16 protein-coding genes are annotated in these 20,356 nt (G+C 65.6%); 11 read left to right on the top strand and 5 right to left on the bottom strand.

What is annotated here, in order from left to right; genetic code table 11:
• The first annotated feature begins 58 nt into the window (after window positions 1-58).
• The 3 genes from G6N66_RS02415 to G6N66_RS02405 all read left to right on the top strand — a co-directional run bounded on the left by G6N66_RS02415 (window position 59) and on the right by G6N66_RS02405 (window position 3,467).
• On the top strand, window positions 59-1,186 hold the full coding sequence (locus G6N66_RS02415) for an acyl-CoA dehydrogenase family protein (RefSeq protein ID WP_085235512.1): 1,128 nt from the start codon (window positions 59-61) through the stop codon (window positions 1,184-1,186).
• Window positions 1,183-2,151, top strand: a complete 969-nt coding sequence (locus G6N66_RS02410) for an LLM class F420-dependent oxidoreductase (RefSeq protein WP_085235513.1) — start codon at window positions 1,183-1,185, stop codon at window positions 2,149-2,151. Before G6N66_RS02415 ends, G6N66_RS02410 begins: the two co-directional genes overlap by 4 nt.
• Before the next feature lie 62 nt (window positions 2,152-2,213).
• The gene (locus G6N66_RS02405) at window positions 2,214-3,467 is read left to right on the top strand and encodes a saccharopine dehydrogenase family protein (protein ID WP_085235514.1); all 1,254 of its coding nucleotides are present in this window, start codon (window positions 2,214-2,216) and stop codon (window positions 3,465-3,467) included.
• 3 nt (window positions 3,468-3,470) lie between these two features.
• On the opposite strand, the gene G6N66_RS02400 is transcribed toward G6N66_RS02405, so the two are convergent.
• The 4 genes from G6N66_RS02400 to G6N66_RS02390 are packed head-to-tail and all read right to left on the bottom strand — an operon-like array spanning window position 3,471 to window position 10,583.
• On the bottom strand, window positions 3,471-5,564 hold the full coding sequence (locus tag G6N66_RS02400) for an FAD-dependent oxidoreductase (RefSeq protein ID WP_263989091.1): 2,094 nt from the start codon (window positions 5,562-5,564) through the stop codon (window positions 3,471-3,473).
• On the bottom strand, window positions 5,525-8,707 hold the full coding sequence (locus G6N66_RS02395) for an ATP-binding protein (RefSeq protein WP_232079188.1): 3,183 nt from the start codon (window positions 8,705-8,707) through the stop codon (window positions 5,525-5,527). Before G6N66_RS02395 ends, G6N66_RS02400 begins: the two co-directional genes overlap by 40 nt.
• Window positions 8,704-9,234 carry a hypothetical protein gene (locus G6N66_RS29245; protein WP_232079187.1) on the bottom strand — a complete coding sequence of 177 codons (531 nt, stop codon included), beginning with the start codon at window positions 9,232-9,234 and terminating at the stop codon, window positions 8,704-8,706. Before G6N66_RS29245 ends, G6N66_RS02395 begins: the two co-directional genes overlap by 4 nt.
• Window positions 9,231-10,583, bottom strand: a complete 1,353-nt coding sequence (locus tag G6N66_RS02390) for a hypothetical protein (protein ID WP_085235515.1) — start codon at window positions 10,581-10,583, stop codon at window positions 9,231-9,233. Before G6N66_RS02390 ends, G6N66_RS29245 begins: the two co-directional genes overlap by 4 nt.
• 184 nt (window positions 10,584-10,767) lie before the next feature.
• Between G6N66_RS02390 and G6N66_RS02385 the strand changes: the two genes are divergently transcribed.
• The 7 genes from G6N66_RS02385 to G6N66_RS02355 all read left to right on the top strand — a co-directional run bounded on the left by G6N66_RS02385 (window position 10,768) and on the right by G6N66_RS02355 (window position 17,250).
• Entirely contained in the window at window positions 10,768-11,421 is a 654-nt protein-coding gene (locus G6N66_RS02385; protein WP_085235516.1) for a hypothetical protein, read from the top strand.
• Window positions 11,418-12,470, top strand: a complete 1,053-nt coding sequence (locus G6N66_RS02380; RefSeq protein ID WP_085235517.1) for a polyprenyl synthetase family protein — start codon at window positions 11,418-11,420, stop codon at window positions 12,468-12,470. Before G6N66_RS02385 ends, G6N66_RS02380 begins: the two co-directional genes overlap by 4 nt.
• 92 nt (window positions 12,471-12,562) lie before the next feature.
• Entirely contained in the window at window positions 12,563-13,036 is a 474-nt protein-coding gene (locus tag G6N66_RS02375; protein WP_232079186.1) for a GtrA family protein, read from the top strand.
• An 81-nt stretch (window positions 13,037-13,117) separates the two neighbouring features.
• Window positions 13,118-13,654: a PE family protein gene (locus G6N66_RS29935; RefSeq protein ID WP_085235702.1), complete on the top strand. Its 537-nt coding sequence runs from the start codon at window positions 13,118-13,120 to the stop codon at window positions 13,652-13,654.
• Between the two features lie 23 nt (window positions 13,655-13,677).
• Complete coding sequence (locus tag G6N66_RS02365) at window positions 13,678-14,292, top strand: TetR/AcrR family transcriptional regulator (protein WP_085235518.1); 615 nt, start codon at window positions 13,678-13,680, stop codon at window positions 14,290-14,292.
• Between the two features lie 55 nt (window positions 14,293-14,347).
• Window positions 14,348-16,120: an N-acyl-D-amino-acid deacylase family protein gene (locus tag G6N66_RS02360; RefSeq protein WP_085235519.1), complete on the top strand. Its 1,773-nt coding sequence runs from the start codon at window positions 14,348-14,350 to the stop codon at window positions 16,118-16,120.
• Window positions 16,117-17,250 carry an epoxide hydrolase family protein gene (locus G6N66_RS02355; protein ID WP_085235520.1) on the top strand — a complete coding sequence of 378 codons (1,134 nt, stop codon included), beginning with the start codon at window positions 16,117-16,119 and terminating at the stop codon, window positions 17,248-17,250. The genes G6N66_RS02360 and G6N66_RS02355 overlap by 4 nt, the downstream gene beginning before the upstream one ends.
• Window positions 17,251-17,379: 129 nt before the next feature.
• Here G6N66_RS02355 and G6N66_RS02350 read toward each other — a convergent pair whose 3' ends face one another.
• Window positions 17,380-19,320, bottom strand: coding sequence for a flavin-containing monooxygenase (locus G6N66_RS02350; protein ID WP_085235521.1), 1,941 nt, complete (start codon window positions 19,318-19,320; stop codon window positions 17,380-17,382).
• A gap of 103 nt (window positions 19,321-19,423) precedes the next feature.
• Here G6N66_RS02350 and G6N66_RS02345 point away from each other — a divergent pair, with 103 nt between their 5' ends.
• A complete protein-coding gene (locus G6N66_RS02345; protein WP_085235522.1) occupies window positions 19,424-20,347 on the top strand; it encodes a metal-dependent hydrolase in 924 nt (307 codons plus the stop codon).
• Window positions 20,348-20,356 lie beyond the last annotated feature (9 nt).

The raw sequence follows: 20,356 nt of genomic DNA, 5'->3' as shown, positions 1-20,356 counted from the left end.
TGGTTCGCCGATCTTACCGGTTCAATTGCTGAACCAATAGTGGTAACGTAACTGAACCATGACCACGGGCTACGACGACATCGAGGCAACCAGCCGGCGGATCGCCGACGCGGCGTCACGACTGTGGGGCGACATCGACTCCACGCGGCGCCTGCCCGACGAGCTGGTGGCGATGCTGCGCGACAGCGGGCTACTGCGCGCCGGGGCGCCAAAAGAGGTCGGCGGGCTGGAACTGCCGCCACGAGTGGGACTTCAAGCGGCCGAGGAATTGGCGCGCGGCGATGCGTCGACGGGCTGGTGCGTGGCGATCGGGATCACCAGCACCTTGCTCGTCGCGTACCTGCCTCCGTCAAGCCGCGACCAATTGTTCGGCGACGGGCGCGGGCTGGCGGCGGGCGTATGGGCGCCGCGCGGTACGGGGCGGTCGGTCGACGGCGGCGTGGTGGTGTCGGGGCGATGGGCGTTCTGCAGCGGCATCCGCCATGCCGACGTGCTGTTCGCCGGATGCATGGTCGACGAACATCCCGTTCCGTCAGTCGTGGCGCTTCCGACGAAAGACCTTCAGCTCCTGGACAATTGGCACACGCTCGGCCTGCGGGGCACCGGCAGCAACGATTCCGTCGCCGATGAAGTCTTCGTGCCCGCCGACCGCGTCGTGTCGATCTTCGACGGGCCCGTCGTGGACCGCCCGCTGTATCGCTTTCCGCCGTTTGGCTTCTTTGCGTTGTCGGTCGCCGCGCCCGCCCTGGGCAACGCGCGCGCCGCCATCGACGACCTCATCGAAGTGGCCGGCGGCAAGAAGGGCCTCGGTTCGACGCGCACCCTTGCCGAACGCTCCCCCACGCAGGCGGCCGTCGCGGCCGCCGAGTCGGCCCTCAGCGCGGCCAGGCTGCTCTACTACCGGGCGATCGACGACGCCTGGCAGGCCAGCCAGACGGAGCCACCGTCCGTAGAGCTTCGTAATCGGTTGCGGCTGGCCGCAACTCACGCCGCGCGAACATCGGCCGATGTGGTTCGCACCATGTACGACCTCGCGGGCGGCAGCGCGATCTACGACACGTCGCCGTTGCAGCGACGGTTCCGCGACGCGTTCACCGCCACCGCCCACTTCCAGGTCAACGAGGCGTCACGGGAGTTGCCCGGCCGCATACTGCTGGGCCAGGCCGCCGAAGTGTCGATGCTGTGAGAGTCGAAGCCGTCCTGCCGTTCTGGCTGGACCGGCCCGACGAGGAGGCCCTCGACATCGCGCAGAGCGCGCGCGACGTCGGGTTGGGCGCCCTGTGGGTCGGCGAGATGGTGACGTATGACGCCTTCGCGTTGGCCACCGCGATCGGCCATCGCGTGCCCGGCCTGGCCCTGCGACTCGGGCCGTTGGCGGTCGGCGTGCGCAGCCCGGTCACGCTCGCGCTCGGGATCAGTTCGGTCGCGGCGCTGACCGGCACGGCGGTCGATATCGCGCTCGGCGCCTCCAGCCCCATGATCGTGGCCGGCTGGCATGACCGCGAATGGGCGCAACCGGCAGCGCGCGTGAGCGAGACGATCGATTGCCTGCGGTCCCTATTCGCCGGAGAGCGCAGCGATTACGACGGTGGCCAGGTGCGCACTCACGGCTTCCGGTTGCGCCGGCCCCGGCCCGAGACCCGCATCGCGGTCGGGGCATTCGGGCCCGCGATCACCCGCGTGGCGGCCCGGCATGCCGACGAGGTCGTACTCAATCTTGTTCCGCCCCAACGGGTTGCCCAGGTGCGCGCCATCATCGACCGCGAAGCCGCCAACGCTGGCCGCACCCCACCGGCGCTGACGGTCTGGGTCCCCGCCGCCTACCAGCCCGGCGCCGCCGCGCTGCGCCAACTGGCGGCGCAGCTGGCGGTCTATCTCGCTCCGCCCGGATACGGCGAGATGTTCTGCGAACTCGGCTACGGCGAGCTCGTCCAGCGCGCCCGTGCGGGAGCCGGGCGCCGGGAACTGGCCGACCGCATCCCCGCGGACCTGCTCGACCAGATCTGCCTCGCCGGTACCACCGAACACATCGCCGCGGGGCTGCGGGCCTACCACGAGGCGGGCGCCGATTGCGTCGCGGTGGTGCCGTGCACCGCCGAGGACCCCGGCGGCCGCGCAATCCTGACCGCGGTCACCGAAGCCAGGGCCTAGCTTCACGGCTGCGGTGCTTTGGATCGCTGCGTGACGCAGGTCCTCGGGTAGCGTCAACATCCATGCCCGCTGAGCAGCGTGACCTCGACGTCGTGCTCTACGGCGCGACCGGCTCCGTGGGCAAGTTGACCGCTCGGTATCTGGCTGGGTGCGGGCTGCGCGTCGGCCTGGCCGGCCGGTCAACTCAACGGCTGGACGACGTCCGGCAGGCACTGCCCGGTGACGCCCGCAGCTGGCCGCTGATCGTCGCCAACGAGGCCGAGCCGGAATCCCTGGACCGCCTCGCCGCCCAAACCCGCGTATTGATCAGCACGGTGGGCCCCTATGCCGCCCATGGGCTACCGATCGTCGCCGCATGTGCGGCAGCCGGCACCGACTACGTGGATCTTGCCGCGGAGGTCCCGTTCGTGCGCCGCAGCATTGACTCCTGCCACGAGCAAGCGGTCGAAAGCGGCGCCCGCATCGTGCACTCCTGCGGATTCGATTCCATCCCTTCGGACTTGAGTGTGTATGCATTGCACCAAAGGATCCAGCAAGACGAAGCCGGCGAAATGGGCGACACGTCATTTGTCCTCCGCGCCGCAAACTACGCGATGGGCTTTTCCCGGGGAACCGTCGACACGATGTTCGGCCTGATGCGCTCCGGGTTCGGTGATACCGAAACACGGCGGCTGCTCGACGACCCCTACAGCCTGAGCCCCGATCGCCAAGCCGAACCGGATTTGGGACCCCAGCCGGAAGTGTCATTGCGCAGAGGCGAAGAGATCGCGCCCGAATTGGCCGGGTTGTGGACCAGCGGGTACTTGATGGCGCTGTACAACACCCGATGCGTCCGACGCACCAACGCCTTGCTCGGCTGGGCCTACGGCCGCCGGTTCCGCTACACAGAGGCGGCAAGCATGGGTTCGTCGCCGTTTGCGCCTGCGATGGCGGCGATGACGAACGCAACCATCACAGGCGCCTCGAGGCTCGGCGGGGCATACCTACGCATGTTCCCGCCAGGTCTGCTGGAAAGCGTGATCCCGCGTCCCAGCGGCGCGGTGGATGGAGGCGCGCCACGGGGCCATTACCGGGTCGAGACTTACGCGACGACGACCCGGGGTGCGCGATACGTAGCGTCGATGGCTCAGCGCGGCGATCCCGGCTATGCCGCCACGGCGGTGTTGCTTGGCGAGAGCGCGTTTGCGCTTGCGCGCGATCGAGACCAGTTGCCCGACCGGCACGGAGTACTGACGCCAGCCTCGGCGATGGGTGACATCTTGCTGAAAAGGCTTACTGCCGTGGGCGTCACGGTGGACACGGTACGGCTGAGTTGACGGTCACGGCTGATAAAACCCGCGGATGCGGTACCGGTGGCCCCGCCCCAGCAGGGCGTTGGCCGCCTGCAGGCCGGACATGACCGCAGCCTCGATGCAACCGGCGTTGAAGCCGTTGTCTGTCCAGTCGCCCGCTAAAACTAGATTGTCGTAACCACTTTCGTCCGACCGGAGCCGATGCTTGTCTGATCCAGGAACCGACTGCACGTAACGATCCGATGGGTCGATGTTGACGCTGACGTACTGCGTCGCCAAGGCGGACGCGCCGCGATGGCCGTTGGCGCCGACGAGGAGATGCCATGCGAAGCCCTGCTCGGTGACCGCGCCCGGCAGGTAAAGGCCGACATGCGTGTCGAGATAAGTGACTGCTTCGGCGAACACCTTTTCGCGACAGCTCGCCACATAAGCCTTGGGATCCGCATTGTCTCCTTGGCCTGGCACGTTCAGAGCTCCGCAGAAGTAGGCCACGGTGAGCGGATGGTCATCGTCGGGCCATTGCTCGGCCCACAGCGTCTGCGGCATCGATGCCCAGGTGTCGAAAGGAGCGACGTAGCCGCTGGTCGTGACGCCGGGGAGGTTCCATCCCAGCGTCGGCTCGTCCGGCCGCAGCCACAACTGAAAGGCCTGGGTCGCGACGGTACGAAGATTCGTCGTCATGTCGCGCCACTGCGGGCTGTCAGCGATCAGCTCACCCGCGATATGCTCCACCATCCCGAGCGACGCAGCTAGCACGACGTGATCGAAATCGACGCCCTTGCGCAGCACCCGGGTCTCGATGTCGGCACGCCCACCGAAGTGCGATTCCAGGTCGTAAGCAACATGCCCGTCCAACTGTTCGGCCAGCGGCCGGTCCGGGAAGACGGGAAGGCCGCCGACCCGGGTCAGCGGAATGTATTCGTTGACTCCCTCGGCAAGCCGGGCCTGACGACCCATGGTGATCGACTCGATCGACTGATGATGGTCGTCGAGGTGCAACGCATCGACGCGGTGGAAGAACTCAAACTCGACGCCCCGTCGGCGCAGCGCCTGGTAAAGCGGAGCGATGACGACATCGCCCATGCCGGCCGTCATCTTCCAGAAGAACGCTCCTTTGTATTGGAACAGCGCGATCCCAGTGAGCAGCAAGGCCACTCCCGCGGCCAATGCGGGTCTGCTGCAGTCGCCGTCCTCGTACCCGAAGACCATGTCGTAAAGCCCGCGGACGAGGGGAAAGTCAACCACGTCGGGATGGGCGCCGTGGCGCAGAATCCAGGCGCAGAAGTCCTCGTCATTGATGGCGCGGAAGCCGCGTGGATCGGTGACCAGATTGTCGGCGATTATGCCGCGCACGGTCGCGGTCTCAAGCGAGAGGAACAGCCAGAAACGCCGGTGATCGGGCCGATGCTCGTAGTCGAGCGCGTCGCGGATCACGGCCAGCACGTGATTGAGCGACACAGACGGGATCGTTTCGGCGCCTAGCGGTTTGGCTAAGGTCGCCAGCATGGCCAAGGCTCCCCAGCGCACGACTTGAAGCCACTCCGCCGTCGCACCGGGGGATTCGGTAACAGGGTGGGCATCTTCGTCGGGCAAGGGCAGCGAGTCGGCGAAGTTGAGCACCAGTTGAAGTGCGCGCCGGAGAAAGTCGACCGCGGTGAAATCTCGTCCCGTCGCGTCAGGCTCGCCCGGCAGCTCCTGGTTGCGGGCCAGCCCGCCGGGCCACACCAGCCACTCATCGTCGAAGCGGTCGGCGATCCCGAGGTGATCGGAGGGGACGAACGCCTCATCCCATGTGTGAATGGGAGCTGTGGGATCTGTTGTGGCACGGTCGATCTCGGCATAACACTCCCGAAGCAGGGCGAAGGCGTTGTCGTAACAACCCAGCCACACATGCAGGCCGTGCTCCTCAATGCGTCCGTGCGGGCCACGGCTCGACGCGCCCTTGCCGCCAAGGCGCCAGCCGCGCTGGTAGACGGTGATGGAGTCGAATCGGTCCCGCCAGCCCGCTTCGCTAAGCCGCCACGCTGCGCTCAGTCCGGCCATGCCGCCACCGAGTATGGCGACTCGCCCGCGAATCTTCGTCACCCCAGCAGCGCCCTCGCGCGCGCGACATCCGGCCATGCCTGGTCGGCGGGCATGCGGCCGACGGCTTCGAGCAGCGCAGCCCGTGCCGGTTCGCCGACGAACTCGAAATAGTCGGCGGCCGCGCGCAGTTCGAAAATGTGCGCGCCCTGCTTCTGCGCAAGCTGGATCGCGTCCCGGAAGTGGCGATCGCGGTCCTCGCCGTCGTCGAACGTGTGCGCCCGCAAGCGCAGTAGTTCGGCGTCGTAGAACTGAATCAGGGTTTCCTTTCCCATCACCAGGGCGACGTCAACGCATTCACGCGCCGCGCGTCGGTCACCCGCGACGGTCAGCAGGCGCGCCAGCACGCCGTCGTAGTAGGCCAGGAAAGTCTTCACCTCAAACGACCGCCAGGTCTGCACGACGGTGCTCATGACGTTGATGTGCGCTGCCAACGCGTCGGCATCGGCTTCGCCTGCGGCAAGTGCCAGCATTGCTTTTCCAGCGCTTTCCTGGCTCCAACCCACCATCAACCATTCATCGAATCCGTATTGTTTTGCCAGAGAACTCAGTTCGGCGGCGAGCTCAACACAGCGCTCAGGTTCGCCGGCCTCGGCGCGGATCAGCGCCTCGATCGATCGCCCGTAGCACAGACTGAACGCACCCTGCGGGAAGCCGGCCGCGCGGCTCTTGGCTTCCATCTGCTGCAGCGCGTGGTCCGCTGCGAGAAGATCCCCCTGCATGAAACGGATGAACGCGAGGAACGACAGCATTCCCCCTATTGCGTCGTTTGGCCCGTAGTACGGGATCTCGTCGGTGGACGATGAGACCCCTGCAATGGCTTGTTCCAACGTTTCTCGTGCGTTGTAAAAGTCTCCTTGAAAAGCAGCCAGGATTCCCATGATGCCGTCGGCAGCGAGGTTGACCCCGGGCACGTCGGCGAGTTGCGCCCGCAACGTCTCGCCCACTTGGATGCCACGGCGCAAGTCGCCGCGCGCGGTGTAATAGGTCCACAACGCATTCAAGGTGGCGTACAGCTCCGGGCTTGGGTCCGCGCCGATGATCTGCAGGCAGCGCTCGAACTCCGCTGCTGCGTCCGTACTCGCGTGGCCCTGTGCCACGGATGCGAGGAGGCCCGCCTCAAGTCGTATGGCGACCTCGCGCTTGTCGCGTGCCGGGTTCGCAGCCGTGCGCTCGATGTTGGCCAACGCGCGGTTCAAACATGTGCGCGCCTCGTTGAGGGCACCGCGGCGACGAGCGTCCGCCGAAGCCTGCTCGTGGGCGCGTGCCGCTTCGTCGAATCGCTCCGCTGACTCGTAATGCCGTGCCACCAAGGACCATTCGGGATTCGCATCGGCCGACGCCGCGACGAGCGCGTCGGCGATTCGGCTGTGCAGCCGGCGGCGAATAGTAGGCGGTGAGACCTCGGCGGCGACCTCGCGCAGCAGCTCGTGGTGAAACCTCCAGTTACCCGTGCCGGTTGGCTCGAGCACCCGCGCGCGCATCAGCTCATCGAGGAGTTCGTCGATCTCACGCTCGTCCAGGTCAACGACGGCGGAAAGCAGGGCACGATCAAAGCGGCTGCCGATGAGCGCGGCGGCTTCGGCTACGGCAAGACTGTTCTTCCCGGATCGCAGTCTCGCGAAAAGGGTTTCGTAGAGCGTATCGGGCACTTGCGCTGACTGGCCGGCATCGGATGGCTGCTCCTTGAGCTTGGCCACGACCTCTTCGATGTATAGCGGGATGCCGTCGCAACGCTTGTGTACTTGGCTGCGCGCCGTACGGTCGAGATCCGGGTGCAACGCCAGGACGAGTTTGTCGGTGTCGGCATCGCTTAGCGGGGTCAGTTCGAACATCGTGGTGAGGTCCGGTAATGGCGGAAGCCTTCGTGCGGTGATCACCACCATCAGCCGGCCGGTGCCCTTGTGGAGCAACGTCTTAATCACCTCGACGGTGTCCTCGTCGAACCAGTGCATGTCATCGACGAGAACGAGTGCGGGCCCGGAGCCCAGGCATGCCATTAGGTAATGGTGGATCGCCTTGGCGATTCGGCCATACAGATTGGGCCCCTGGGCGCGCACGGACTCGTAGCCGCTCTTGGGGTCGATGCCGAGCACCGGTGCCAGCAGCGGGACCACCACCTCCGGGTCGAGCGAGCGCTGGGTGACCTCCGCGTGCAGCTTGGCAAGCCGGTCGGCAGGATCTGAGTCTCGTTTGATGCCGCACCTGCGTTCAAGCAGCCGCCGGATCGGCCGCAGCCCCATGTCGGTGTGGAACGGCGACCCGAAAATGCCGAGCACCACGGCGCCGTCCCGCTGGGCCATGTCGACGGCAGCGTAGGCAAGTCGGGTCTTGCCGATGCCGCCCTCGCCAACGAATGCAATGCCCGGCGAAGACAGGGCACCCTCCTTGGCCTGAGCCCAACGTTGTTCCAGATATGCCAGCTCGCGCTCGCGGCCGACGAGCGGTCCTCGCGCATTGGACACGACATCGCGCTCGCCGACCGCACGATAGGTGAGGATCGGATCATCCATGCCCTTCACCGCCTGTGGCGGGTTTTCGGTGAGCTCGAACGCGTCGTGCACCACACGTTCAATCGGCTGGGACACCGCAACGGTTGCCGGTGCGGCGATACTGCAGACCCGCGCCGCGACGTTGGCCCCCAGACCGTAGACGTCGTCCTGCGCGAGGTCGAGGTAGACCAGTCCCCGGTGAATGCCTACGCGGACACTGATGTCGAACCCGAAGCGTGCCTGCACCCGCTCGCTGAGCGCGCTGATCGCCTTGACGATGTCGAGGCCGGCGTGAACCGCTCGATGCGCGTCGTTCTCGTGAGCCACGGGATGACCGAAGACGGCCAGCAGTCCGTCGCCTTTGGTAGACCCGATGTGCCCCTCGTATTGCTCCACGATGCGGTTCACCTCGTGGCGATACCGGCCGACGACCGTGCGGTAGACCTCCAGCTCGACTCGGCTCGACAATGCTGTGGAATCGACGAGATCCGCGAAAAGGATTGTCAGGCGCCGAATCTCACCGCTGTCGCCGGGTGCGGCCAGTAACTCCTCGGCGTCGGGATTGCCGCCGTCGACAGCGAGTACCTGCCCGGCAAGCTCATCGGCCGTCTTCCGGTCGCCCTGGTTGATCGCACGAACCGCCCGGTCAAGCAAGTCGTCGATCGCTGTGTGGGCTCCCTTGTCGCTCACAATCCGACGGTGACCACCATCTCGACTGGTGCAATGTTGGGCACGGCCTGAGTGCTCAGCTTGACTTTCCCGGTGTAGTTGGCGCCGAGGAAGTTGTAATTCGTGAGGAGGACCTGGAATTGTGTGGTGCCCGGCGGTAGTAACGAGGGCGCAAACGCAATGGAGGACGCGGGAACAACGACATTCGGCATACCGACTCGCACAAACGGTCCCGCGGCCTCGATCTGCCGCGGATAGGTCTCCTCCTTGACGTTGATGGGCTCTGATGGCAGTGGCGCACACGCGCCCTCGCATCCACACGTCCCGAACCAGGCGCCCGGACCACTGACTACGCACTGGGCAAGGAGTGCCCAGCTTTTCATCCCGAGATCACAAAGGTCGTGCACCAGAGCAATCCGGCCGTCTATGCCCAATCCCTCTGCGCAGTCGCTCTGGTCACCGGCCTTCACCCAACGCTGGGCGATACTGCTGGTCAATTGCTGGGCGACAACGCTATGCGCGCGCATCGGCGGGTTCGAGGTGGTCACTTGCCGCCTCCCTTTGGCTGGGTGATGGCCTGGATAAACTTCCACGGATCACTCGCGATCCTGGCGCCCACCTCGGCGCCGTACTGAGCCAGGTCGGCCACGGTCAACTGGCCCGCCATCCACTTGTCGGCCAGGTCGTACTGCTTGACCGTCAAATCCTCGACGCACGCGGCGACCATCTTGATCGCCGTGGATGCGGCCGAATTACCCGACGAGGGCGGAGGCTTCGTCCCTCCTCCCGGGGGTTGGCCGCTCGGGTTACCGGGGTGCTCCGTCGCTGGGTCGTCCCACCCAAACGCAGCCGCCTTGGGATCCAGAGCCGAACCGAAGAGCATCTCGGCGACGATGAACGCGTAGCCGAAGGCGCAGACGAACCGTTTCATCGTGTAGGGCCGCATGCCGTCGATGTGGCAGACCTTCCGGGTCCGCACATATACCGGGGGCTGATCAGGATCGCCATTGGGCTCTGTCCACATGTTGATGAAGCCGTGGTCAACGGTGATCTTGCCGTCGCTAGGCGGGGTGGGGAACGGGTCGTTGAGTTCGTAGTCCAGCCGAGCCTCGTGTCTCTCCGGCTTGTTCACCGTCGTCTTGAGGAACTTCAGCATGGTGACCAGCCGCGGACTGACCTCCTCTGGGAAGGCGCACAAGCCGACGGTTTCCAGTACGCGGCGCCACCCGTCGGTGCGCAGGTTCTCGTACCGCATGTCGCAGAAGAAACTCCCGCAGTCGTGGCGCCAATTTCGCGGGTCCACAACCGCCTTCAGGTCGTTGAGCGAGACCTGGTTGGAGGACAGCACCGAGTCGACCACCACCGACTCGATGCCGTTGTAGGTGATCACGCAGGCGTTGCACAGGGGCACCGACGCCGCCTCCTCGGTGAGCACCCCCATTGCCACCAGTCGCTGGCTGGTCTCCGTCCAGTGCTTCCAGCTGAGGAAATGGTCGGCGAAAAGGTTCCCGATCGTGTCGATCTGGTCGAGCGAGAAAAACGCAGCGCGCTGCTCGAATTCTTGCCCGCCGGTGAGCGCGAATACGTCGGCGAGCAGGCTGCGCCCGCGCTCGTCTGCAGTCGGATCGGAGAACGGCATCGAGGCGATCTGCACGGTTCTCGTCAGGTGGACGACAGCACCGAGGCCGTAAATCAGCCGCGAAGCCTCCGGGGCGGTCGGCCGCCGCTGCCGCGACACCCAATCTTGCTGAATTTCCGCCAGGGCATTGATCGGGTCGGCGACGGTGCGCGGCGCATCGTCGCCCTCGGCGCCAGCACGAAACATGAACGCTTCGATTTCCTGGTACCACTGCGAGTTGGCGGACGAATCGGGCAGGAACGCGTCGACGATCTCCATGACACGTGGGTCCTGCGTTGCAAGGACAGCGGTGTCCAGACATCCTTGCATTTCGAGTATTGCGCGGAGCGTCGACATTTGCCGCCTCCCATCGTGTTTGCGCGGATATCATACCGTCGAGTGCGCTTTAATGCGCGTTAATGATGGGAGGGCCGATGGGTTGGAACGCGCGACTGGCGCGCGCATGAGCAGCGACCTTCCGTGGTCGCCGGTGTTCGACGCCAAGGCCAACCTGCGAGCGCTGAGTTCCGTCCAGGCGGACGGCTTTCGGGCCGCAAGCGAACTCGTCGACCGATTCGTGCGCATTGCTGCAGCCGGATTGAATGGAAACGCCGCCTCCGAACCACCACCGCGTGATGAGCCCGCCGATTTGTACGGAGCCACCGGTCTTGAGCCGTTTGTTACTTCGTGGTGGGCAATGGTCGACCAATTTTTGCGCATCACGTCACCGCGTCGGGAGCAACAAACCGAAACCGATACAGCGACGCTCGACTTCGCGGCGTCGCACAGCACAGGCAGGCTTCAGCTGTCGACGGTGGCTCCGGGTGCGGCAACGGCCGAACTGTGGCTGCATAACCGCGGACCCATCGACATGGGCAAGGTCGTGCTGCGCTGCGGCGACCTGCTATCGCACCAAGGCAACCTCATCGCGGCGCGATTGATGCGGTTCGAGCCCGATATCGTGCCGATGCCTGCGCGCAGCAGCAGAGGCGTGACCGTCGAGGCCGACATCGACGAGCACGTCGTGCCCGGTAGTTACCGAGGGATGCTGGTCGCCGACGGGCACCCCGACGTCTGGCTGCCGATTGAGCTCGTCGTCAAACCCCTGCTCCCATGAGCAGTACCGCCGACCGGACGGACCTGATATCTGACGTCGAGGACCATCTGCGCGGCGTGGCCAAAGTGGTGCGCCGCGCAATGCTGGATGCGATGCCCGACGGCGAACCAGTCCAGTGGCTCTATGGGCCGATGCGCGAATACCCGTCGCGGCCCGGCAAGGCGCTGCGGCCGGCGTTATGCCTGTCGGCAAGCCGGGTGTTCGGCGCGGAGCCCGACGCGGTTATGGGTATCGCTGTGGCAATCGAACTGCTGCACAACGCCTTTCTCGTCCACGACGATATTGCCGACGGCAGCGAGATGCGTCGTGGACGCCCGACGCTCGCGGCGACGCACGGTGTGGGCGCTGCGCTCAACGCCGGCGACGGACTGGCGATCGTCGCGGGACAGGTGCTGCGAAGGGCGACGAGGCAGCTGCCCGGCGATCTCGCCGACCTGGTTTGGCACGAGTTCGACACGATGGCCCTGCGCACCCTCGAGGGGCAGGCCATCGAAGCCGGTTGGCAGCTCGACAATGTCGACGACCTCAAGCCGCATGACTATCTCGAACTGATCATGCACAAGACATGTTGGTACACCACCATTCATCCGCTACGTGTCGGCGCCCTGGTGGGCTCGGGCGGCAAGGCGGACTTGGCTCCATTGGTGCGCTTCGGATTTCACTTCGGTGCCGCTTTTCAAATTCGCGACGACCTCCTCAACCTCGTGGGTGATGAACGTGCGTACGGCAAGGAGATCCTTGGCGATCTGTACGAGGGAAAGCGCACGCTGCCCCTTGTGCATCTGATGGCCAACGCAACCGGCGTCGACCGTGACCTAGTCCGTGACTACTTGCGCCGCAACCGATCCGAACGTTCACTCGAATTGGTGCGCACCGTCCGCGCGTTGATGGACAGCTACGGCAGCATCGCTTTCACGACCGAATACGCCGAGGGCATCCTGCTGGTCGCGGAGGAGTATTTTGAGCAGGCCTTCGCCGACGCCCGCCCTGGCGCGGACCTCGATTTCCTGCGTGCCCTGGTGCCCTACGTGTGGGCCCGCTGGCGTTGACCGAAGACCACAGCAGCGACGTGCGCCGCTGCTGTGCAAAGAGTTGGCCGACTGATCACATGGCCGATACCCGACCATGCGACGGTAGCCGGGTGCGAGTCGAACCAGAGGCCCGGCAATCGCGCCTGGCCGGCCGATTTCACGATCTGTGTGAGGCGGTCGTTGGTCGGCTTCCGTTCGGGCTCAAAAGGATCGTTGCCCCGACATTTCTCGGCTTCTGCCTGATCAACGGACTCACCTTCGCCGTCGATCTGATGATCCTGACCGCGCTGCACAGCGGCCTTCGCCTTCCGGTGCCGATCGCCGTCACGGTCGCTTACGCCTGCGCATTCGCGCTGAGCTACCTGCTCAATCGCACGTTCAACTTCCGGTCCCACGCACCCGTCGGGCCTCAGGTGGCGATCTACGTCGTCGTGGTCGTCGTCAACTACCTGGCGTTCATCCTCGGGGTGACCACGCTGTTGGTGGCGCTCGGCGTGCACTACCAGCTGTCGCGGATCGCCGCGGGGAGCTGTGAAGCCGTGTACATGTACTGCGCGATGCGGTGGGTGGTGTTCCGTTCCTGAGCTTTCGCGGCGCATTTTCCTGTGACGCGCTGGTTAACCGGTTAACCTAGGGCGATCCGAGTGGGGCCCGCGGGAGGAACCGTGCCGTATGTGATCGCCGCAGAAGAACCGATGGTGACGGCGTCAGCGGAGTTGGCGACTATCGGGTCGTCGCTGAGGATGGCCCACGCGGACGCGGCGGCCCCCACCGTTGTGTTAGTGCCGGCTGCCGCCGACGAGGTGTCAGCGGGTATCGCCCAGCTGTTCTCTCGGCACGCCGAGCACTATCAAGCGCTGGCCGGGCATGCTGCCGCGTTTCCCGAGCGGTTCGCCCACAACTTGACTGCGAGTGCCCGCTCATACGCCAGCACCGAGGGCGCCAACGCCTCGTCATTGTGGTCCCCGGATGCCAGGACGTTATCGCCGGTCATCGCCCACGCGGCGGGCGCCATCCAGTCACTCCACGCGGATGTGCGTAGCTTCCTCTGGCAACTGATGTCGCAACTGCTGCCGGTGACGGCGACTTTCGCCGACGCGGTGACCTTGCTGCTCCTGTATCTCACCGGCCGGTGGGGGTTGATCACGCTGTTCCTGCTTGTCCTGCGTATCCGAGCGTTACTTCACCAACTCGGCATCTGAGGCCTGTGCCAAGATCTCTGACCATGCGCACCCACGGCTGGGGCGGAGCCACTCCTGCGAACGACGAAGAGGCCATCGAGCGAATCCTCGACGCCGCGAGCGCCGCGATCGAGGAGCGCGGCGCGACGATGCGCGTCGCCGACGTCGCGCGCTCGCTCGAGGTGTCCCGTCAGACCGTCTACAACTACTTCCCGGGCAACTCGCTGTTGGAAGCGGTGGCAAACCGATCGGGGCTGCGTTTCATCGAACGACTGGTTTCGCATCTTGCTGGGCACACCGACCCGATCGAGGCTCTGGTGGAAAGCTTTGCCTTCACGCTGGAATGGTTGCCGAGCGATAAGCCTGTGCAATTGATGCTGGCGAACGATCTCGGCAGGACGTCCGTCGAAGTGACCTCCGATATGGCCAAACAGTTCGGGCACAGGATTCTGGCCAGCTTGGACGTCGACTGGGTCGGGCTCGGGATGGACGACGCGGCCATCGACGACCTAGTCGAGTACATGCTGCGGATGTTGCAGTCGTTCATGATCGATCCGGGTCGGCCGCCGCGCCGCGGCGACGCGCTGCGCGGCTACATCCGCCGATGGCTCGGACCGGTTGTGGCGGCCGAGATCGCCAGGCATCAGGGCAAGGGTTGACGCTATCTATAAGCTGTCAAGTCAGGGGTGACCGGACATTAGGGAGCGCGCACGCATGACTTTCGACACGGTGATTCTCAACGGCCGGTGGTTCGACGGCACCGGCGGCCCGTCGGCCGTGCGCAACATCGGCATCCGGGATGGACGCGTCAGTGCGGTGACCACCGAGCCGATCGACGGCACGGACGTCGTGGACGCCACGGGGCACTGGGTGATGCCGGGCATCATCGACATCCACACCCACTACGACGCCGAGGTGCTCGCCGCGCCCGGGCTGACCGAGTCGCTGCGGCACGGGGTGACCTCGATCGTCGTCGGGTCGTGCTCGTTGTCGACGGTGCACGTGAACGCCTCGGAGGCCGCCGATCTGTTTGGCCGGGTGGAGGCCATTCCGCACGAGCACGTCGTCCGAATCGTCGGCGAAAGCAAGACGTGGAGCGGAGCGCAGGAGTACATCGAGGCGCTGGAATCCCGACCGCTCGGCCCGAATGTGACTGCCTTCATTGGACATTCGGACATCCGCGTCGCCGTGATGGGTTTGGATCGCGCCACCCGCAAGGACGTTCGGCCGACGCGGGCCGAGCAGGCTCGCATGGAGGCCATGCTCACCGATGCGCTCGACGCCGGGTTTATCGGATTGTCTTCGCAGCAACTGCTTTTCGACCGGCTCGACGGCGACGTGTGTCGGTCGCGCACCCTGCCCTCGACGTACGCCAAGGCACGAGAACTGCGGCGGCTGAAGGCTCTGTTGCGCCGACGCGACCGGGCGTTGCAGTCGGGACCGGACATCACACATCCGCAGAACATCGTGTCGCAGGCGTTCCAGTCGGTCGGCATCGGCCGGCCCCGCCTCAAGACCAGCCTGCTGGCCGCGGCGGACATGAAGTCCGCGCCGGCGGGCATGTGGATCACCGTGGTGCTGGCGGCCATCGCCAACCGACTCGGCGGGGACATGCGCTTCCAGCACCTGCCCGTGCCGTTCGAGGTGTATGCCGACGGCATCGACCTGGTCGTCTTCGAAGAATTCGGTGCAGGCGCCGCGGCGTTGCATCTCAAGACCGAATTGGAGCGCAACAAACTGCTCAGGGACGAGGCCTATCGCCGGGCGTTCCGCAAGGACTACGACAGCAAGTTCGGTCCGCGCGCGTGGCACCGCGACTTCTTCGACGCCGAGATCGTCGCCTGCCCCGACGAGACGGTGCTGGGCAAGTCGTTCGGCGATGTCGGGGTGGAGCGCGGCGGGCTGCACCCGGTGGACGCCTTCCTCGACCTTGTCCTCGAGCACGGCAAGGAATTGCGCTGGCGTACAACGATATCCAACCATCGGCCGAAGATGCTGCGCCAGCTCGCGGTCAAGGCCGGCATCCAGATGGGGTTCTCCGACGCCGGCGCGCACCTGCGCAACATGGCGTTTTACAACTGTGGGCTGCGGCTGCTGCGCCACGTCCGCGATGAGCAGCGCGCGGGCCGCGAGTTCATGAGCGTCGAACGCGCCGTCCATCGCCTCACCGGCGAGTTGGCCGATTGGTACCACCTGGACGCCGGTCATCTGCGCATCGGCGACTGGGCCGACGTCCTCGTCCTCGACCCTGAGCGGCTGGACTCATCGCTCGACGGATACCACGAGGCGCCCATCGCCGCCTTCGGCGGCCTCAAGCGGATGGTGAACCGCAACGATGCCACCGTGAAGACCGTCATGGTCGCGGGCCGCACCGTGTTCGCCGACGGGCAGCCCACCGACATCGTCGGCCAGCAGCGCACCGGCAGCTTCCTGCGTGCCGACGGACGGCCCCGAAATGTCGCGCGGCCAGGCGTCGTGGCGGCATGACGACGCCGTTCCACATCGACATCGCCGATTCGGCCCTCGACGATCTGCGCCGCCGCCTCGAGCTGGCGCGCTGGCCCGCCGAGTTGGAAGACTGCGGTTGGGCTTACGGCACCGAACAGGCCTTTCTGAAGTCGGTGGTCGACCGGTGGGTGAGCGGATATGACTGGCGGCGAACCGAATCCGAGCTCAATTCGTGGGGTTCGCAGGTCACCACCGCGGCGGGTCAGCGGGTGCACTTCCTACACCGCAAAGCCGATGACGCGCACGCCATTCCGCTGGTGCTGGTGCACGGCTGGCCCGGCTCAGTCGTCGAGTTCCTCGACACTTTGCCGTTGCTGGGCAACCGCTTTCACCGAGTGGTGGTATCCATGCCCGGCTACGGCTTCTCCGGCCCCACCGGCATGCGAGGTGTGGACGTCGCCAAGGTCGCCGCCGCCGTCGACGACGTGATGGGCCAATTGGGCTACGACCGATACCTCGCGCAGGGCGGCGACTGGGGCGCTATCGTCGTGCGCTACCTCGGCCAGCACTACGGCTCGCGCGCGGTCGCGATCCACACCAACATGCTGTTCTCGCCGGTCGAATCCGACGGTCCCGACATGATGGCGGGCGTAACGGAGGCCGAAGTGGCCGCCATCGTCGCCTCGGCCGAGCGGATGGGCGACGGCACGGCGTACATGGAGATTCAGTCCACGCGCCCGCATTCCCTCGGCTACGGGCTGGAGGACTCGCCGCTGGGGCTGGCCGGCTGGATCCTGGAGAAGTTCCACGCCTGGTGCGACATCCGCGACGGCATGCCGATCAGTACCGACCGGCTGATCGACAACCTGATGCTCTACTGGCTCACCGGCACCGCGACCTCGGCGGCCAGGCTCTACTGCGAAGCGGCCCGGGCGGGAACCGCACCGCTGAGTCCGTGGGAGGGCAGAGTGGACGTCCCGACGGGCTACGCCGTCTACCCGTGCGAACTCTTGCGCACGCCGAGAGTGTGGGCCGAAAAGCGTTACAACCTGGTGCATTACTCGGTGCAAGAGCGCGGCGGGCACTTCGCCGCCTTCGAACAACCCGAACTCTTCGCCGCCGATCTCAACGTCTACGGCGACACGCTGCGGGAGTTGGGCGTCTTTTAAGACGCGGCACATCGTCGGCGTGGCGGCGCTCAGCTGTGCACTCACGGCGGTCGTTGTGAGTCCAGGGCGGTCACGACACGGAAAGCCCCACACAGTGGGGTCAAAAGCGACAAGCCCGGCCCGGCGGCGCTAGCGCCGCAGATCGTAATCGTCGGGGTTGGGATTGCGAGTCCACTTCCAGTAGTCGACGATCCGAAATCCGTAGAGCGTGGGAACCGTGCCCGCGGCATTCTTGTAGTAGCTGACGACCTTCGGATGCGTGTAGACCATGGTCTTCAATCTGTCTTGATTGCGGCGGTTGTAGTCGTCGCACACGTCGGTCCGCGGTGCCGCCCAGCGGGCGCCGCCGACGAGAATCATGTCGATGCATCCCATGATGTAGCGCATCTGGCATTCGGAGTTGTAGATGATGCTGGCCCCGTTGACAGCATTGGTGCCGGGGCCGTACATGCAAAAGAAGTTGGGGAACCCCGGCACCGTGACGCCCAGATAGGCATACGGGGAGTCACCCCATACTTCGTTGAGCGACAAGCCATTCAACCCGCGGATGTCGATCGGGCCGAGCTGATGGTTGACGTCGAAACCCGTGGCCCACACCAGCACATCGGCCCGGCGGTGCACGCCGTCGACCGTCGTGACACCGTCGCGCGTGATCTCGGCGATGCCGTCCTGGACCAGGTCGACGTCGTCGCGCTGCAGCGTCTTGAGCCAGGTGCCGTTGTCCTGCAACATCCTTTTGCCCATCGGCGGGTAGTCGGGAATGACCTTCTCGAGCAGTTCCTCGTCGTCGGTGAAGGTCCGCATCCAGGCGATCAGCATTTCGCGTACGGCGTGATTCGCTGCGCCGCAGGACTTTCCGCCGGTGTCCCAGCCGGGGTCGATCATGACGCGTTCCTCGGCGGCGTCGGTCAGCGGCCACCATGACACGAAGCGCAGCCAGCGTCCGTAGTACGGCAAGTGGCGGATCGCCCACCTGGCGCCGCCGGGGATCGCCTCGTGATAGGCGACGTTGGGTGCCATCCACTGCGGGGTGCGCTGGTACACGTCGACATGCTCGGTGCGTTCCGCGATCGCGGGGACGAGTTGAAATCCACTGGCGCCGGCGCCAATCACCGCGACCCGCTTGCCGGCCAGGGCGACGTCGTCGCGCCAATCGGCGGTGTGGAATGACGGCCCGCCGAACCTATCCGCCCCCGCGATGTCCGGGATGACGGCGTTGCTGAACTGCCCGACTGCGCAGATCAACGCGCGGGCTCGCAGCTCTTCCTCGGCGCCGGTGGCGGTGCGCGCGATGACCCGCCAGGTCGCCGAGTCGTCGTCCCACGTGGCCTCGACGACTTCGGTGGAAAACCTGACATTGCGGGCGATGTCGTACTTCGCCATCACGTCTTCGAGATACTGCAGGATCTCCGGCTGCTCGGAGTAGTAGTGCGACCAGTGATCCGTCGGCTCGAATGAGTACGCGTAATACTGGTTGGCGATGTCGACCCGGCACCCCGGGTAGCGGTTGGCCCGCCAGGTGCCCCCGACACCGTCCTGCTTGTCCACGATCGTGAATGGCACGCCGGCCTGTTTCAGCTTGATCCCGGCCAGCAGGCCGGCCTCGCCGCACCCGATCACGACCACGGGGAAGTCAGCGCGCTGTTGCGCGGTGGATGCGAGCGGGGGCCCCAGCTGGTCGGCGTCGGTCAGGCGCAGATCCGCGGCGGCGTAATCGACAAAGTCCTCGGTGACCTGTCCGGCGGACATCACGTCGAGCATCACGCGCATCTGTTCGGCGTTCGGGACGAAGGGAGGCGGACAGCCGCGATCCCGATAGTCGCGCACCACCTCGAAGGCGCGGTCGCGCACGGCCTGTTTGTCGGCCTCGCTCATGCCGCCTTGCAAATCCATCGGGATCAGCACGAAGGGCCTGGGCAGTTGGTCGAACAGGCTCAGATCCCCGGTCATGTGGACCATCGACATCAGCAGCGCGGGCACACTGGCTTCGCCTATCGCGGCGCGGATGACGTCGTCGGAGTCGTTGAACGGCAATCCGATCAGCGCATCCTGTACCGCCGCCTGATGCATGTCGTCACCGTCCCATCGCCGCCATTGCGCATCGCCGACTGGCAATGTTAGCGTTTGACTGGACACATCACAAGGAGTGTCCATTCGGTTAGGGGCGATCGCGATGACGGACCTTCAGGTGCGGCGGGTGCGGTTCGATTTCGCCGGCGAAGACGTGCCCTTCATTTGGCAACCCGAGCGGCCGGCGTTTGCGATGCTGTGCAACCTCATGTCCTTCTTCGCACCGGGGTTTGAGAAGTTCATCGTCGACGCCACCCGCGAGGGCATCCCGCTGATTCGCGATCCCGAGGTTGCCGCGGAGGCGAACGCCTACCTGAGGCAGGAGGCCCAGCACTCCGCCGCCCACGCGAGCCATGCGCGTGCCCTGATCCGGCGCTGGCCAGGCCTGCAAGAGACCGTGGACGAGGTCGCCGCATCGTTCGACCACCTGACCGCGACCAAACCGCTGGCGTGGCGCCTCGGCTATACGGCTGTCATCGAGGCCACGTTCACGCCCTACTTCAAAGTTTTCCTCGACCACGAGGACAAACTCTTCGCGCCCGGCGACGAACGGGTCGCGTCATTGTTCCTCTGGCACTTCGTCGAAGAGATCGAGCACCGCAGCTCGGCGCTCAAGGTGTATGACGCCGTGCACGACAGCTATCCGTATCGGGTGAAAACGATCGTCGGCGTGGTCAGGCACATCGATCAGGTGCTGCGGATCATCTCGCGAGGCTTTCGGCAGCATGTCCCCGAGTCGGACGGCGGCCGCCTCGCCTTGCTTATTCCGAATGGCCTGTCGTTCAATGCCTTTCGTGGTGTGCGGCGGGCCGCCCGCGAACTTTCAACCCCCAGCCAGGCGACCTATGCCGGCGTCCCCAAGCGGGAGCTGATGGCGATGCTGGTCGGCTTGGTGCGATCGCAGGGCCCGCGTCACGATCCCACGACGGAGAGGCTTCCCACCTTCGCCGGACGGTGGTTCGAACGCTTCGATGCCGAGCCCAAGAGTGCGGCGCGATGGTATTCGGTCGGTGCGACAAACGTATGAGAGTGTGAT

This window comes from Mycobacterium conspicuum (genome assembly GCF_010730195.1).
Classification (GTDB): domain Bacteria; phylum Actinomycetota; class Actinomycetes; order Mycobacteriales; family Mycobacteriaceae; genus Mycobacterium; species Mycobacterium conspicuum.
Note: the sequence above shows the minus strand (reverse complement) of the source record. Positions and strands in the feature narration are given on the sequence as shown.

Coding starts and splice junctions, on each gene's coding strand:
- G6N66_RS02360 (WP_085235519.1), top strand. CDS start 14,348: ATGACTTTCGACACGGTGATTCTCAACGGCCGGTGGTTCGACGGCACC.
- G6N66_RS02355 (WP_085235520.1), top strand. CDS start 16,117: ATGACGACGCCGTTCCACATCGACATCGCCGATTCGGCCCTCGACGAT.
- G6N66_RS02385 (WP_085235516.1), top strand. CDS start 10,768: ATGAGCAGCGACCTTCCGTGGTCGCCGGTGTTCGACGCCAAGGCCAAC.
- G6N66_RS02415 (WP_085235512.1), top strand. CDS start 59: ATGACCACGGGCTACGACGACATCGAGGCAACCAGCCGGCGGATCGCC.
- G6N66_RS02345 (WP_085235522.1), top strand. CDS start 19,424: ATGACGGACCTTCAGGTGCGGCGGGTGCGGTTCGATTTCGCCGGCGAA.
- G6N66_RS02405 (WP_085235514.1), top strand. CDS start 2,214: ATGCCCGCTGAGCAGCGTGACCTCGACGTCGTGCTCTACGGCGCGACC.
- G6N66_RS02350 (WP_085235521.1), bottom strand. CDS start 19,320: ATGCATCAGGCGGCGGTACAGGATGCGCTGATCGGATTGCCGTTCAAC.
- G6N66_RS02400 (WP_263989091.1), bottom strand. CDS start 5,564: ATGGCCGGATGTCGCGCGCGCGAGGGCGCTGCTGGGGTGACGAAGATT.
- G6N66_RS02390 (WP_085235515.1), bottom strand. CDS start 10,583: ATGGAGATCGTCGACGCGTTCCTGCCCGATTCGTCCGCCAACTCGCAG.
- G6N66_RS02365 (WP_085235518.1), top strand. CDS start 13,678: ATGCGCACCCACGGCTGGGGCGGAGCCACTCCTGCGAACGACGAAGAG.
- G6N66_RS02380 (WP_085235517.1), top strand. CDS start 11,418: ATGAGCAGTACCGCCGACCGGACGGACCTGATATCTGACGTCGAGGAC.